This window comes from Galactobacillus timonensis (assembly GCF_900240265.1).
GTDB lineage: Bacteria > Bacillota_I > Bacilli_A > Erysipelotrichales > Erysipelotrichaceae > Bulleidia > Bulleidia timonensis.
In genome coordinates this window covers 1,435,452-1,451,146 of the sequence record NZ_LT964739.1, presented here as the reverse complement: position 1 = coordinate 1,451,146, position 15,695 = coordinate 1,435,452, and the positions used below count along the sequence as shown (strand labels likewise).

General features: G+C 44.9%; 15 protein-coding genes. 6 read left to right on the top strand and 9 right to left on the bottom strand.

The features are described from left to right. The first annotated feature begins 69 nt into the window (after positions 1-69). The 6 genes from C1714_RS06850 (at position 70) to gdhA (ending at position 5,673) form a co-directional block, all read left to right on the top strand. Complete coding sequence (locus C1714_RS06850; protein ID WP_245305069.1) at positions 70-942, top strand: phosphate ABC transporter substrate-binding protein; 873 nt, start codon at positions 70-72, stop codon at positions 940-942. Between the two features lie 75 nt (positions 943-1,017). Then, positions 1,018-1,896, top strand: coding sequence for a phosphate ABC transporter permease subunit PstC (gene pstC / locus C1714_RS06845; protein WP_102342483.1), 879 nt, complete (start codon positions 1,018-1,020; stop codon positions 1,894-1,896). Positions 1,897-1,900: 4 nt separating this feature from the next. Then, positions 1,901-2,791 (top strand): phosphate ABC transporter permease PstA, encoded by an 891-nt coding sequence (pstA, locus tag C1714_RS06840; RefSeq protein WP_102342482.1) that lies wholly within the window; start codon positions 1,901-1,903, stop codon positions 2,789-2,791. Between the two features lie 2 nt (positions 2,792-2,793). After that, positions 2,794-3,564 carry a phosphate ABC transporter ATP-binding protein PstB gene (gene pstB, locus C1714_RS06835; RefSeq protein ID WP_102342481.1) on the top strand — a complete coding sequence of 257 codons (771 nt, stop codon included), beginning with the start codon at positions 2,794-2,796 and terminating at the stop codon, positions 3,562-3,564. 5 nt (positions 3,565-3,569) lie between these two features. Then, on the top strand, positions 3,570-4,223 hold the full coding sequence (gene phoU, locus C1714_RS06830; RefSeq protein ID WP_102342480.1) for a phosphate signaling complex protein PhoU: 654 nt from the start codon (positions 3,570-3,572) through the stop codon (positions 4,221-4,223). Positions 4,224-4,326: 103 nt separating this feature from the next. Continuing rightward, positions 4,327-5,673, top strand: coding sequence for an NADP-specific glutamate dehydrogenase (gene gdhA, locus C1714_RS06825; RefSeq protein WP_102342479.1), 1,347 nt, complete (start codon positions 4,327-4,329; stop codon positions 5,671-5,673). 47 nt (positions 5,674-5,720) lie between these two features. On the opposite strand, the gene C1714_RS06820 is transcribed toward gdhA, so the two are convergent. The 9 genes from C1714_RS06820 to C1714_RS06780 all read right to left on the bottom strand — a co-directional run bounded on the left by C1714_RS06820 (position 5,721) and on the right by C1714_RS06780 (position 15,636). Next, positions 5,721-6,368 carry a hypothetical protein gene (locus C1714_RS06820; protein ID WP_102342478.1) on the bottom strand — a complete coding sequence of 216 codons (648 nt, stop codon included), beginning with the start codon at positions 6,366-6,368 and terminating at the stop codon, positions 5,721-5,723. 405 nt (positions 6,369-6,773) lie between these two features. Continuing rightward, complete coding sequence (locus tag C1714_RS06815; RefSeq protein ID WP_102342477.1) at positions 6,774-8,198, bottom strand: recombinase family protein; 1,425 nt, start codon at positions 8,196-8,198, stop codon at positions 6,774-6,776. A 203-nt stretch (positions 8,199-8,401) separates the two neighbouring features. Further along, complete coding sequence (locus C1714_RS06810) at positions 8,402-9,058, bottom strand: recombinase family protein (protein ID WP_102342476.1); 657 nt, start codon at positions 9,056-9,058, stop codon at positions 8,402-8,404. 20 nt (positions 9,059-9,078) lie between these two features. After that, entirely contained in the window at positions 9,079-9,741 is a 663-nt protein-coding gene (locus tag C1714_RS06805; RefSeq protein WP_102342475.1) for a GIY-YIG nuclease family protein, read from the bottom strand. Between the two features lie 87 nt (positions 9,742-9,828). Next, a complete protein-coding gene (locus C1714_RS06800; RefSeq protein WP_102342474.1) occupies positions 9,829-12,426 on the bottom strand; it encodes a DEAD/DEAH box helicase family protein in 2,598 nt (865 codons plus the stop codon). A 3-nt stretch (positions 12,427-12,429) separates the two neighbouring features. Continuing rightward, a complete protein-coding gene (locus C1714_RS06795) occupies positions 12,430-14,265 on the bottom strand; it encodes a DNA methyltransferase (protein WP_210115267.1) in 1,836 nt (611 codons plus the stop codon). A 206-nt stretch (positions 14,266-14,471) separates the two neighbouring features. Beyond that, entirely contained in the window at positions 14,472-14,921 is a 450-nt protein-coding gene (locus C1714_RS06790; RefSeq protein WP_102342473.1) for a hypothetical protein, read from the bottom strand. Between the two features lie 114 nt (positions 14,922-15,035). Continuing rightward, on the bottom strand, positions 15,036-15,227 hold the full coding sequence (locus C1714_RS06785) for a hypothetical protein (protein ID WP_102342472.1): 192 nt from the start codon (positions 15,225-15,227) through the stop codon (positions 15,036-15,038). Positions 15,228-15,372: 145 nt separating this feature from the next. Next, positions 15,373-15,636 carry a hypothetical protein gene (locus tag C1714_RS06780; protein WP_102342471.1) on the bottom strand — a complete coding sequence of 88 codons (264 nt, stop codon included), beginning with the start codon at positions 15,634-15,636 and terminating at the stop codon, positions 15,373-15,375. Positions 15,637-15,695: the final 59 nt, after the last annotated feature.

Below are 15,695 nucleotides of genomic sequence, written 5' to 3'. Positions count from 1 at the left end.
ACAATACCACGGTAATGTTCTTTACCGTGGTTTTTTATCATGCCTCATGTATCAGGAGGAAAAATGAATATGAAGAGCATCAAGGGTATTACATCTGCACTGCTGGCAGTCGCAATGCTGGCAGGCTGCGGATCATCGTCTTCCGCATCTGCATCCACTGCTGCAGCAGCTACCAGTGCAGCAGCTTCCGAAGCAACTGCAGATCTCAGCGGAACGGTTTCCACCGATGGCTCCACATCCATGGAAAAGGTCATCGGCGCCCTGTCCGAAGCTTTCTCTGAAAAGTATCCGAACGTCACCGTCACTTACAACCCGACAGGTTCCGGTTCCGGAATCACGGCTGTCACCGAAGGTTCCTGCGACATTGGACTGGCATCCCGCGACCTCAAGGATGATGAAAAGAACGGTCTGACCCAGATTACGGTCGCAATCGATGGTATCGCCATGATCGTCAACAATGACAACCCTGTCACCGATCTGAGCATCGATCAGATTGCCAGGATCTACACCGGCGAAATCACGAACTGGAAAGATGTCGGCGGCGACGATGCTGAAATCGTTGTCATCGGACGTGAAGCAGGAAGCGGAACGCGTGACGGCTTCGAAACCATCACTGACACCAAGGACAACTGCAAGCTCGCTCAGGAACTGACTTCCACCGGCGCTGTCATCCAGGCAGTCGGCGCCAACCCCAACGCAATCGGCTACGCTTCTCTGGCAGCTGTTGATGACAGCATCAAGACGCTGACGGTTGAAGGCGTTGCTCCCTCGGAAGAAACAGTTCTCGATGGTACTTACAAGATTCAGCGTGACTTCAATATGATCACCAACGATTCCGCTACACTCTCTGATGCGGCCAGGGCGTTCCTTGAATTTGCACAGAGCGATGAAGCTGCGTCGCTGATTGAAGCTGCAGGCGCTGTACCTACCAGCAAGAAGTAATCTCAGATTCGTCATTGAACGCACCCTGCCGCCAGCGCATCTGCTCTGGCGGTATCGTTGCGTATAAGGAGAAGTATGCAGAAAACTAAAAATCCCCGGGCCGCCGCTGTCGAAGCGTTCATGCATGGACTCATGTTCTTCTTCGGCATCCTCTCGATTGCCTTCGTCATCTTCATCTCCGCCTTTCTGATCGTTTCCGGCGTACCGGCCATCGGTAAGATCGGTATCACCAACTTTCTCTTCGGAACCGTCTGGGCTTCCACCGCAGCCGACCCGAAATTCGGCATCCTGCCGTTCATTCTCACCTCCTTCTACGGCACCCTCGGCGCCATCATCATCGCCGTACCGGTCGGACTGCTGTGCGCCATCTATCTCTCAAAGATTGCGTCGCCAAAGATCGCTTCATTGATCCGCAGCGCCGTCGAACTGCTGGCCGGCATTCCTTCGGTTGTCTATGGTCTTGTCGGCATGATCGTCGTCGTTCCGATGGTCATGAAGACATTCCACATTGCCAACGGATCCTGCCTCTTCACTGCCATCATCGTCCTGAGCGTCATGATTCTTCCCGCCATCATCTCCGTCTCTGAAACGGCACTCAATGCCGTCCCGAAGGAGTATGAGGAGGCAAGCCTCGCCCTTGGTGCAACCTATACCGAAACCGTCTTCAAGGTCTCCCTACCGGCCGCAAGTTCCGGCATCGCAGCTGCTGTTGTTCAGGGTGTAGGCCGTGCGATCGGCGAAGCCATGGCAATCATGATGGTATCCGGCAACGTCGCCAACATGCCTTCCCTCTTCAAGAGCGTCCGCTTCCTGACAACTGCCGTCGCATCGGAAATGTCCTATGCAAGCGGCCTGCAGCGTGAAGCTCTGTTCTCCATCGCCCTGGTTCTGTTCATTTTTGTAATGCTGATCATGTTCCTTCTGAATTTCGTGATCAAGAAGAAGGAGGACTGACCCTATGTCCACAAAACAGGTAAATGCGGAACCGATCGATTCGATCTCGACTTCCCGCAAGCGTAAGATCCGGCTGCTCAATGCCCTGATGATCATCTCCTTCGTTCTGATTCTTGCCATTCTTGTCTTCATCATCGGCTACATTCTGTTCCGCGGCCTCCCGAACATCACCTGGGAAATGCTGTCAACAGAGCCTTCCGTCCTGCGCAACACGTACGGCATTCTGCCGAATATCCTCAACACCCTGTACATGGTCATCATGACGCTGATCATCGTTCTCCCGATCGGTGTGTGTGCAGCCATCTACCTCAATGAATATGCGACCAACATCAGACTGGTACAGGTCATTGAATTTGCGACCGAATGTCTCTCCGGTATTCCTTCGATCATCTACGGTCTTGCCGGCATGCTGATCTTCTGCCAGTTCTTCGGCCTTGGCACCGGATTGCTGGCCGGATCGCTGACCCTTGTCATCATGACGCTGCCGACGATCATCCGTACGACCCAGGAAAGCCTCAAGACAGTTCCAGACAGCTACCGGGAAGGTGCTCTGGCACTGGGAGCCGGCAAATGGCACATGATCCGCACGGTCGTCCTGCCTTCTGCGATCGACGGTATTGTCACCGGCTGTATCCTTGCCGTCGGCCGTATTGTCGGTGAATCGGCCGCTCTGCTGTTTACGGCAGGTATGGCCAACAAGATCCTCAGCTTCACGCAGGCAATCACTCCAGGAACCTCCGGCGCAACATTGACGGTTGCCATGTATATGTATGCAATGGAGCGGAACAGAGTTGACGTTGCCTTTGCGATTGCGGCGATTCTGCTGCTGTTGACGCTGCTGATCAACTTCCTCGCCAAATTCGCTGCTTCAAGACTCAAGAAGAATGTGGAGTAACTATGTCAGAAACGAAAACGAATCCAAGTGTCATGACCGTACGGAACCTCAATCTATGGTACGGTTCACACCAGGCCCTCAAGAACATCAACATGAATATTGAGGAGCACAAGATCACAGCTCTCATCGGTCCTTCCGGCTGCGGCAAATCGACGTTCATGCGCTGCCTCAACCGTATGAACGACCTGATCAAGGACTGCCGCATCGAAGGCGACGTCAAGCTTCACGATGTCGATGTCTATCACGATATGGACGTGAACATTCTCCGCCGCCGGGTCGGCATGGTGTTTCAGAAGGCCAATCCCTTCCCGATGTCGATCTATGACAACATCGCCTACGGACCGCGCGTTCATGGCATCCGCGACAAGAAAAAGCTCGATGAAATCGTCGAAAGGTCTCTGACCGGTGCCGCCATCTGGGATGAAGTCAAGGACCGTCTCAACAAGAATGCCCTGGGCCTCTCGGGTGGCCAGCAGCAGCGTCTGTGCATCGCAAGAGCACTGGCTGTGGAACCGGAGGTTCTTCTGATGGATGAGTCGACATCGGCTCTTGACCCGATCAGCACCTCGCGCATTGAAGATCTCATCATTGAACTGAAAGAGAAGTACACCATCGTCATCGTCACCCACAACATGCAGCAGGCTGTCCGTGTATCGGACAATACGGGCTTCTTCCTTCTTGGCGATCTCGTTGAATTCGGAGCGACGGATCAGATCTTCTCCATGCCGAAGGACAAGCGCACAGAAAATTACATTACAGGAAGGTTTGGTTGATACTTATGCGTGAACATTTTGATGATCAGCTGGCAACCCTGCGCCAGTCCGTTGCCCACATGGGAAGCCAGTGCGAACTGGCCATCCACAGCGCCGTCACCGCATTGATGGAAGACAACACAAAGCTTGCCAGAAGCGTTATCGGTCTTGAATCGGAGACACGCCGTGAGGAACGGGAAATTGAAAACCTCTGCCTCAAGCTTCTTCTTCAGCAGCAGCCGGTCGCCAGCGATCTGCGTGACATCAGCGCCGTACTGAAGGCCATCTATGATCTGGAGCGGATCGGCATTATCTCTGCCGACATTGCGGACATCGTCATCAACGAACATGTCTCCACAGCTTCGCAGATCATCGATATCCAGAAGATGGCTGATACGACCTCCAAGATGGTGACCAATGCCATCACCGCCCTCAACACCAAGGATGAAGACCTTGCCAGAAAAACCATCGCCATGGACGATATCGTCGACAAGGCATTCATCAGCGCCAAGCAGGAGCTGATCAGCAGCTTCACCAAGGACACCAACGTTGAATATGTCCTCAACCTCCTCATGATCGCCAAGTACTTCGAAAAGATCGGCGACCATGCCGTAAACATTGCGGCCTGGGCACTGTTTGCAATTACAGGCGTCCATACCGAAGAAGGCGGCGTCAACTGAGAAATGCACATAGAGATGCGGAACAAACAGTATCCGCATCTTTTTTATAGCCCGTGTCAATCTCACTCTATAATGGAGAAAGAAATCCAAAAAAGGAGAAATCATGTCAGATTATACAGATCGCGTCATTTCCGCCTTAAAGGCAAAAAACGCTTCGGAGCCCGAATTTCTGCAGGCTGTCGAAGAAGTGTTCACGAGTCTTGAACCCGTCATCGAAGCACATCCGGAATATGAAAAAGCCGCCCTTCTGGAGCGGATGAGTGAGCCGGAGCGTGTCATTGAATTCCGTGTCACCTGGGTCGATGACGAAGGAAAGGTTCAGGTCAACCGCGGCTACCGTGTTCAGTTCAACGGCGCCCTTGGGCCTTACAAGGGAGGCCTTCGCTTCCATAAGGATGTAACGCTCGGCATGCTCAAGTTCCTCGGCTTTGAACAGGTATTCAAGAACAGTCTGACCGGCCTTCCGATCGGCGGCGGCAAGGGAGGCAGCGATTTCGATCCTCATGGGAAAAGCGACGGTGAGATCATGCGTTTCTGCCAGTCTTTCATGACTGAACTGCAGCGCCACATCGGTCCGTCCGTTGACGTTCCGGCCGGTGATATCGGAGTTGGCGGCCGTGAGATCGGCTACCTCTTCGGACAGTATCGCCGCATTCGTGATTCCTGGGACAATGGCGTTCTGACCGGCAAGGGCCTGAGCTATGGCGGCTCCCTGATCCGTCCGGAAGCCACCGGCTATGGCGTCCTCTATTATGCGCAGCGTGTTCTGGAACATCACAATGACACCTTCCAGGGCAAGACCATCGTCGTCTCCGGCTACGGCAACGTTGCCTGGGGCGTGTGCAAGAAGGCTGCCGAACTGGGAGCCAGAGTCGTAACCATCTCCGGCCACAACGGCTATGTCTATGACCCGGATGGAATCAATACCGAAGAAAAGATCAATTATCTCCTCGAGATGCGTGCTTCCCGCAATGCCAACATCAAGATGTACGCCGACCGCTTCCATTGCGAGTTCCACGAAAATGAAAAGCCGTGGAGCGTCAAGGGCGATATCGTCATTCCGTGCGCAACCCAGAATGAAGTCGACCTCAACGACGCGGAAACCATCGTATCCAACGGAACGAAGTACTACTTCGAAGGTGCCAACATGCCGGCCAGCCATGAGGCGCATGTATACATGCAGTCGCACGGTGTCGTGGTAGGACCGGCAAAGGCCGCCAACGCAGGCGGTGTTGCGGTTTCGGCACTGGAAATGAGCCAGAACAGCGAACGCCTCGCTTGGACAGCGGAAGAAGTCGATGCCCGTCTCAAGGCGATCATGCGCAACATCGTAGACGCATCCTATGATGCCGCTAAGAGATACGGAGATGGCGAAGATCTCGTCGCCGGAGCCAACATTGCAGGCTTCGAAAAGGTCGCTGATGCCATGATGGCACAGGGTCTGTTCTAAAAGATCAATATCACCAGCATCCATCCGGAGGCACTGCCTCCGGATTTTTACTGTACACTCGCCGATGTGATATAGAAGGAACCATCCTCATCCTGCACCGTAAACACAAAGGTCACCGAATGATAATCATCCGTAGTCAGTGACGCAAAAAGGCGCTCAGCCGCAAACGTCAGCGTCCGGGCTGCCGCAGACGTCAATGACGCACTGTCCCCCAGAGCGACGCCGTTATACAGGTCGTCGCTGAAATTTCCGACGGCATCTCCCAGCAGGCCGTACATCTCATCGGAAAGACGGCTTTCATAAGCCATGACCGCATTGACTGTCACACTGTAAACGCGATGACCTTCATGATGCGTCTCACGAATGGCCGTGCTTTGAAATAAAGCGTTCAGATAAGCCGACGCAAGGTCGTCACAGGCCGCCACTGCATCATCATCCAGCGCAGCATCGGAAAATACAGCAGAAAGCGTCGTCTCCAGTGATGCCTTGTCATAGACATTCATTAGAGCCGTCACCGTACCGTCTTCCGAGGAAGAAACACACTTCTGCATATCCTCCCGGTTTCCGGCCTCCATGGCCGCAAGAAAAGCAGTGACGCAGGTATCGGCAGCCTCTGCCTGCTTGCAGCCACCGCATAACAGCAGCGGCAGAACCAGAATCATTACCATCAGACGATACAGTTTTCTACGTTTCATCGAACCTATTGTACCGTGTCTTCCCGGTCATCGCTGTCAAGACACGCGAGCGTGAACTACCTGCCTCTAAAGAGGCGTGCTTCTGGGAACGCCAGCCGCGCCTGATCGGCCCGTATCGCTCAGGCCGGAGATTTGCCTTCGCTTCTTTCCGATTCCACCTCACAATGGACACTCTTGGCGTTCGGCCGGCGGCCGGCACACCGGCAAAAAAAAGGCCACTGAGCTGACAAGGATCATCAACCCGGCGACCTGTTAGTACTTTATGGCTGGAGCCGTATTGGTTTTCACAAACTAAATCTTGATAAAACCACCTGTAAGCAATATAACTGGATGCAAATAAATTTGCAAGACAATAGTTCTACTGTCTTTCACAATTTTATTCATTATTTCTACAAAATAACATATTCATTTTTTTGCCCCATTTTTACTGGCTTTTACCTTCGGCTTGCTCTGCTTTGCAATTTCTTTATCGTCCTTCCAAACAATATTCGTTGTGGGAGTAAGCGTTCTAAAATCTACATTAATTACCGAAACATTCTCGGTCAAAAACGAACGCATTTCCTGAGAGTTCTTATTATAGAAATGAATCCGTTTTATAGAATTTAATACAAGCTGAAATTCACGCACCAGGTCCGCTTGTTTTATGCGAAGCTCTGCCGCCTTTTCTTGAACATAAGTTTCCGGAAGATTTAGTAAATCGCTTACCTTCAACCGTTCCAATGCCTGCGCATATCTGGCGTTTGCCCTCTTGGCACTCTGATAACACTGAGAGAATTTTATTTCTCGTTCTCTTTGCGTAAAAGGATCCTCAACCTGTTCCAATATGCTTTTCTCTGAAATAATGCCCCGGCATTTTGGACATCTGTAGTAACGATAATATTTTTGTAAAGATTTCTTATACGTTCCACTTCCAGTAAGATACCCTCCGCACTTAGAACAATACATGAATCCTTTGAAAATATAAGCATAGGATCGGAAATTCTTTGAAATACGCTTTTCGTTAGCTTCCTCATACAATTCCTGAGAAATGATAGGAGGAACGTTAATTGGATAGTCAACGCCATCTAGCGTCATAACACCGTAGTAAATTTTGTTGGAAATAATCTTATAGAGTCTTTCTCCGCTCCAAGTATCATACCCATTTCTTTTTTCCGCATCATAGATGGCCGCCAACCCCCAAAGCGGAAGATTGTCCGCAGCAGTCTGAAATATCTCCTTTACAGTACGAGCTTTTTCTTCGTCAATAATCAACGCATGTTTATCATTTGGATCACGCTCATACCCAAATGGAGCTTTACCACCTCGGATATAGTTCCCTTTTAATGCAGCTTCTCGCATTCCTCGGAGTGTCCGTTCGCTGATGGTATCTTCTTCCCATTCAGCCATTGCCGTGATCATATGGGCCATGAATCGTCCTGATGCAGTTGATGTATCAAACTTTTCTCTCATAGAATCCAGCGTCACTCCATGCTCTGACAAGAGGTCCAGAAAATCAATAAAATCCTTCAACCTTCTGGTTAGTCTGTCATATGTGTAAATAACCAAAACATCCATTTCATTGTTTTCTATCATGGCTATGATTTTTGACATTTCCGGGCGATCCATGGTTCTAGCGGATTGTCCATCTTCTCGAAGGATAGTTAATTCATAGTTTTCATAATAAATATCAACGTAGTTCTTGATCTGCCGGATCTGTCCATCCAGGTTAAATCCTTCTACCGCTTGCCGCTGGGTGGACACACGGGCATAGCCTACAATTCTTAGCTTTCTATCCACAATAAAACCCGCCTTTCTATCTGACGTTAAATTGCAATGAATGTATTTTTCCATACGTGCATATGCATGCAACCATGAGTAAGCGTCAAAAGAATATATGATCTGACGGATCCAAGGTTAAGTTTTGCTTTCTAAACAGAGCCTTAAATCCCAAAATAGAAAGAACCATAAAAAAGACAAGACGAAAGTCTTGTCTGTGGTGTTGTTGTCTAAGTTTTGAAGCTGCCATTAGCAGGGGCTGGTCTTTGGGAAAATAATCAATCGGATAATGGTAAATATTCCGTTTTGCCCTGATTATCTTTTCTCATCAGTTTCCGGTTTTTTAAAATGCGGTCAAGCGTAGGCCGGGTAATCTTTAGCTGCTCTGCCATTCCCGCTTTGGATATCTTTCTCTCGCAAAAATCAGCATATAGAGTTGCAAAAAGCTGTTCATCTACTTTACACGGCTGCCGCCCTTTATATTTTCCTTCGCTTTGAGCGATTGCAATGCCTTCTGCTTGTCGTTTTCGTAAAGTCTCCCGTTCCTGTTCAGCTTGGGAAGAAAGTACCTCAATAATAATGTTGTTTACCATGTCTAGGATCCATTCCTGGCCCTGTCCTGGTTTTAAATTTGAAGTCGGAAGATCAAGGATCCTCACCCGGATGTTGTTCTTCTTGTAGTAGTCCAACTCGTCCTTAATTGCCTGTTTGTTTCTTCCAAGACGATCCAGAGACATGACAACAAGAGTATCGCCTGGGCGGAGCATATGTTCTTTCATGGCTTTGTATTCGGGCCGATCCATGGTCTTCCCTGATTGCTTTTCTGTGATGATATCATGATCATCCGCACCGTCTTTATGGAATGCTTCAATCTGACGAGCGAGATTCTGAGACGCAGAAGACACACGTGCATAATAGTAAGTCTTCGCCGCCATTTGCAGTACCTCCTACAGGTTTATTTCTTGCCACACTTTTCAGCATGGATTTCCTTCAATAATTTCCCGTTGTATGTAAAATATGCCGGCCCTTGGGCTGATTTCCATCCTGTATATTTCATTACAACCGCTGAAAGACTTGATATCTCGTTACCGATCTTAATATGTTTGTCATCAACAACTATTCCTATTATTGAAGGATCTCTTGTAAAAACCACCTCCGCTCCAATAGGAATGTCACATGCACTAAAGGTGAATGGTTTTAGCATTGCTGTTTTTTTTACTTCTGTTGCTTCCGCCGTTTCCTCAGTTTCTTCTTTTGTTGGCTTGATCCGGTGCAGTCGCTCAGTCGTTCCGCTAATCTTAGCTATATCTTCCAAAATCGTGAAAGCCTCTTCTGGAGACATGATAAAAAACTCTTTCTTATGAGTTTTGCCCTGATCATCCTGTTCAACCGTCCGTAGGGTAGGATTTAGGCTGTCGATCATATCATGTAATGCTTTGTCGGTCAGTTTAGCAGGTGTCTCATAGACCGCATATGCCTGAAAAGAATAAGGGATAGCTGAAGCCTGACTCAACTGTTTGATTCTCTGCCGAAGATCTGAGGCAAAGCCAATTTTCACGAATCCGTCAAGTGCAGGGTTCGTGAGAATATAAATAACGTTTTTATAATTTTCAGTCATACTATTCTGTCCTTTCCAGCCGCAAACATCTTTATTCTGTTAGATATTTGTAGGCATCTCCTGAGACGTATGCCATTCCTCAGATGATCAGAGTAATCGCTTTATATCTTCATCAAACTCTTTCATTCTTTGGTCCTGATTAAAGAAATGAAGTCCCCAAATTTTATATTGGTTGTTATCAACAAACGTTTTTACAGGAATAGCTGCTTTCTCCATCTGTAACAAAAAATCTTCTTTCCATTTATCTTTTTCAAGCAGCATTGTTCCTTTTGGCTCTACAAATATTTGTAGTTGCTCAAAACCGTCTGTTTCTGCCCGCTGAAGAAAAATTACATAGTCCGGTTCAAAACGTTCACCATCATTAAAAGAATAAAGATGGAATTCCCGTTCATTTCTTACCAAATATACTTTGCTGTAAACTTTTCGAAGTTCATCTACATACCCATGAAAGTATGCAACAAAAGCTTTTTCCTCCGAAGTACCATAATTATCTGTGTAGACAAACCAATCTTCTTTAGAAAGATCAATTTTCCATTTTTTAGGTACAGATGAATCATTTTGAGAAACACCTATCCCACCATCATGTGGATCGGTATAGTTAACTGTCTTATTGCGGAACACCTCGTTGATTCGGTGTGCTTTAAATTCCTTTGTTCCAAAATAAGTTTCTTCTATGCCAGAAATTGAATCGCTTATTTTATTGAGTGTATTGAAGACTGCCTGATAATAAATAGCCACTGACGGACTCTTTTCGGGGCAATGAATATCAATTCTAACTTTTCCAAGATACTCATCCTTTGTAATAAACTCTCTCGTAGAGTGGATATTTGGAAAATATGACTTCAACGTGTCAAATCTAAAAACCGGATATTTCATAAGTGCTTTACTAACAATGGCATAGTTAATATCAGCAATTTCACCAATAGTAGTATGTGTGGTAATTAAATTATTCGGGTAATAGTCGTTTTCATTTTTACCTTCAGCCATGATTTCATCTAACCCGGAATTTCCAGGTGAATATGTATAGCTGTAAAGGGCATCACGGACAGTCGGCTGAAGGCCAAAAACCTCTGTGCGACTTTTCACTTCACGATCATTTGTAAAGATGATTCCATTTTTGTATAACTGATCCTTTTTAAAATCGTCTTTAAGCACGTATTCTCTTTGGATGATCCTATCAGTATCGAGTCCAATCTCACGTAAAGCTTGGTGAAGTTCTGTCACATAACGATGGTCGTTTTGACAGTGGTAGAAAAGGTCCTCGCAAACACGCATTTCATTTGTGATATCATCATCGTATTTTCTTTGGTACTTTGGTTGCTCTGGATCAATCTGGAAAGGACAATATCTTGCCCCACGGCCAATCAATTGTGCCTCTGCAATTGTCGCAGGTGAAATTTTTCTGCCACTTGATTGACGTGTCTCATACAAACGAACAATATCAAACAAGTTTAAAACGTCCCAGCCTTCATCTAGCTTCTTAACTTCAAAGATTGCCCTATAAGGATTATTGGCATCTTCCAGAGAGTTTAAAAGAATTTGTTTTTCTGTTGCGTCTTTATCATCATTTACAGATACACAATGTTGCTCTGCAAAATCATCACGTAATTCCGCTGCTAATGTGTCCGCAGAAATTCCATTTTTAACAAAGTAAGTAAATGCCTGTTGCATAATCGGATTATCTGTTGCGGCCCTTAGTTCTCGCAGCTTTGTCCCGGAAAGTTTACTTACTGTCTCAATGAATGAAGACATAAACTCCCTACTATCAGCGATTTTCGCAGCTTTAAATAACACAACAGGTTTTATTGATAAGCGGTGATCCTGAAATACTTTAAGTCGATATTGACTAAGGACCAACGCCTGTAAAGCTCTGTCCATAACAGGTAGATCAGACCGGAGAGTCAATATATCCTTTGAATATTTATCCTGGTAGAAATTTGGTAATGGGTAATTGAAAATGATTTTGTTCTCATAAGCAGCCCTAATTGCTGGATTATCAAGATCACAGGTTGCTGTAAACTCCAACAAAACATTTCCGGAATTTTTATAAAAAATATTCTTTACTGTCTGTTCCCAAGAATGATAGCTTACTGATTCTTCTTCAGACATCTTCTTTTTTGTATCTACATTCAGGTGGTGTGCTTCATCTGAAATAAGAACAACTTTTTGATTGTCAAAATCGTCAATGGACATTCCATTTTCTTTTGTCAACCAAATATCCATGTGAAGCCCTTGCGTAGTTGAAAAACATATATTAATTTTATCTGGATCAGCAGTCTGAAAGTTACTCACCTCTTGAACAGCAACTTTTTCACCGTCAATTCTTATTTCGTCATTGAAAAGATATTTTGATGAAGAAGCATCAAGAAAATTTACTTTTGTTTTTTCTACAATATTAGACAGATTAACAAAAAATAGAAAATTTCTATATCCTTGCTTGTATAAATAAAGCATTAGCCCCGCCATGATAAGTGTTTTTCCGCTTCCCGTGGCCATATGGAATAGTGTTTGGGATGGATCTTGGCGAAGACTTCCTTCAAAATAAGTAACAAAATTCTCAAAGGCTTCTTTTTGGTATGGACGAAGTTCAAAATTTGGATTCAGGTTCTGCTGAATATATGACGGTATTACTTTACTAGCCCCCGCTTCACGTAAAGCATCCATCTTTTCATATAAAAATGTCATGCATTAGCCTTCCCTATAAAAACTTCTGGTGAATATTTTATCCTGCTCAGAAATTTCAAAATCCTCATCTTCCATATCGCAGAAATTTACGTAAAGCATGTTTTTATCAAGAAGCTCCATTAAGAAACGTTTCTGGTTTTCCATGGAGAGATTTTCAAAATCCGCTGATGCAGCTTCAATATCTGAGGGATTAACCTTGCAACTGATAAAACCGCTTTTGACCATGCGTTTATAAATATTTTTATAAGTATTTAAATCATTTGCGGCCTGAATTTCATCAACAAAATTTTGATTGAGTTGTGAAAGTTCACAATACACAAATGAACCACCGCCATGCCAATTCATTGCTTTCGATATGCCAGCCGATTCTCCGCAGATGACCTTTTTCAAACGGTCTACTATTATGTCAATTTGAGATTGCATTTGTTCTATGCCTATGTATCTTCTTTTCATTTTATGTGCGACTGCTGCTGTAGTCCCTGTGCCTAAATGAAAATCTAATACAAGGTCTCCTTCATCTGTTGACATCTCAAAAATGCGCTTAATAAGAGCTTCCGGTTTTTGCCCACCGCTGAATGATTTAATAACCTCAACATCAGCCTTATTACCTTCTTTATAGGCCCGCGGATCCGCATAAACCTGTTGGATATCGGTCCAAACAGTCGAAAGAGGAACGCCCTTGCTTTCGTCTAAATATTGTTTTGTCCAAATAGGATTACCATTTTCGTCTTTGCCACGCTGTCTGCGCTGGTATCTTCTACCGTCTTCGTCTGTATATTTAAACCAATCATTTATATACTTTTCCGTATAGGGAACATAAACACGATTTTGCTTACGATTAGGGTAATCCTTTGAATAATGGAGAATATAGTCATGGATATTAACAGGTTTGGGAGTTGCGGCCCGTCCACCTGAAGGAGAACCATATGCCCATATTATTTCTTCAACAAAATTGTCCTCAGAGAAGATTTCATCACATAAAACTTTCAAATAATGAGATTGGTTTATATCAATATGAATGAAAATATTGCCATCTCTCCTTAATAGTTGCTTTGCAATAGTCAATCGATTACGCATAAACGTAAGCCATGTGGATCTGGAAAATCTATCATTGTAATTGAAACTATCATTGCCAGTATTGAAAGGTGGATCAATATAAATACAATTCACTTGGCCTTCGAATCTTTTTAATATTGAAGCTAACCCGAACAAATTATTTCCTTTAATTATCAGATTGTCAGTATCCTCAAATCGATCAGCTCTAACACAGGATACTTTAGAGTTATTACCTGTAGGCTGTCCTAATAAATCATAGTCTCCATCATATGAAAACCTCTTAGCATTCGTGAATACCTTTGGATACAAAAGCCGATCAACTTCATCTGGGGCAAGTGTTTCATTATAAAAAATCTCATCACGCTTCTGGTCTTCCTTTGTCTGACCGCCTTCAAGAACGCAATCCTTATATGGGAATACAAGTTCCACCTTACCAGAAGTAGCAATCATTTCTTCGTTCTCATCTACAAGGCCAATTTTATTCTTGAAACGGGTATAACTATCTGGCAGAAATTCACGATTATTAATCACCCATGCAAAGCCAACCTTATCAAAAACAAAAACATCATCAACCTTTTTGAAAAAGCGTGCTTTAGTTTCCGGATTAGTAATAAGCAGATGGATCAAATTTTCATCCATCTGCATTGCCGCCTCGTAAACGGCATTTCTTAGAAAAGTTCCATCCTTTGCAAAAAATCTATTGTCCTTCTTTAACACATTTAGAACGGTATCAAAAAAAGAATTTATTTTTTTTGATACATCTTCCGGAAGCATATTCGCCATTGTTAACTTCTTCCCTTCATACAATTTATAAACATGGAACTGTAAATTTAGAATTGTTTTAAAAAAATTTACGGTTTGCATCAATGTTTATAACTCTAAGTTTACATTAATTATGGTCCTCATTTCCAAATAAAAGTGTAACGTTGGGGTACACCCTGATTTTACATTGAGGGAGATTATCCAGGCTTTTCTGATTCGGATCCAAATCAGCCGATTTGGTGGAGACACAATTTAATGATCGCCTGATTCAGTTGCACTGCGTTATCAGGCTTTGCAGCGGCCCGGTGGAATATCTTCCATCTACCTTCAAATTCTACGGATATGCAGCCGATTGAAGGATTCTCCTTCAGGAAGTCAGAATAACGGTCCGCAATGATTTTCTCCTTATCAGAAGGAACCACAACGAAGGACTTATGGGAAAACTCCATGTTGGCATAAGCTTGGGCAAACGCCTTCTTAATATCATCCAACTTAAACTCAAAGCTCACAAACTCGATATGGTTGCTGCCGTCTTTATCAGTCACCTTTTCAACCGTTAGAAGATCCACACCACCAGAGCGGGCAAGACATTCAAATTGATGCGCCAGGATATTTTTTCTGTAACCGTAATTCTTCCAGAACTGTTTCTTTAAGTCGTTTTCTTCGATATATCGCATTAAATCCTCCTAAAATAAAAACGCCCATCTCTAGACGTTCTTTAACCTGTAAAAAAAACTATTTTGTATATAGAGCGAACGGGCGAAGGCTGTGATCCATCATCTGCTCGCTTTTTATTTGTTCCTTGAATTTGCCTTCTCATTCCTCATCTTTTCGATTCTTTTTCTCTCCAATGCAATGCAGTAATCGAGCTCTTCATCATTCATGGCTTCAATCCATTTGGGGATGCCGTCATAATGATCCTGTTCCTCATATGGCTTGGCAACATCGTCAAGATATTTTTGTATCACTTCTTTTCTGATCATAATTTCACCGTTCTTAGGCCATAATCTCAAGAGTACATCTTGGTAGCCATTAAATAATAGCCTCTTCTAAAGAATAATGGTCGCCCAAGCATCTTTCAAATGTCACATCAATCCAGGAGATGTCCAAACATGAAGGAATGGATCATCATTTTTTCTTTGGAATAAAAGCCCTTGCGTATAGGTTCTCCATATAGGACTCGTAATATTTGGTTCCCCTGAGATACCACCCTCCATAGAAGTTGTTGAAAATAAGGGTGCCTTCCGTAGAGTACATCATCATAGTATGGATCCACCGATCTCCCTCTCGGATCGAAAGCCTGGTATTTTTCTCCAATCGAACCCCGTTGATATGGTAAAAGTGGTCCACGTAGTCTCCGTGAATGTAACCTTCAACAAATTCTCCTTCCATTTTTCGCCTCCTAATCCATTGTCCGTCAGAAGAGGGGGCGTTTCGCCCCCGTCATTCAT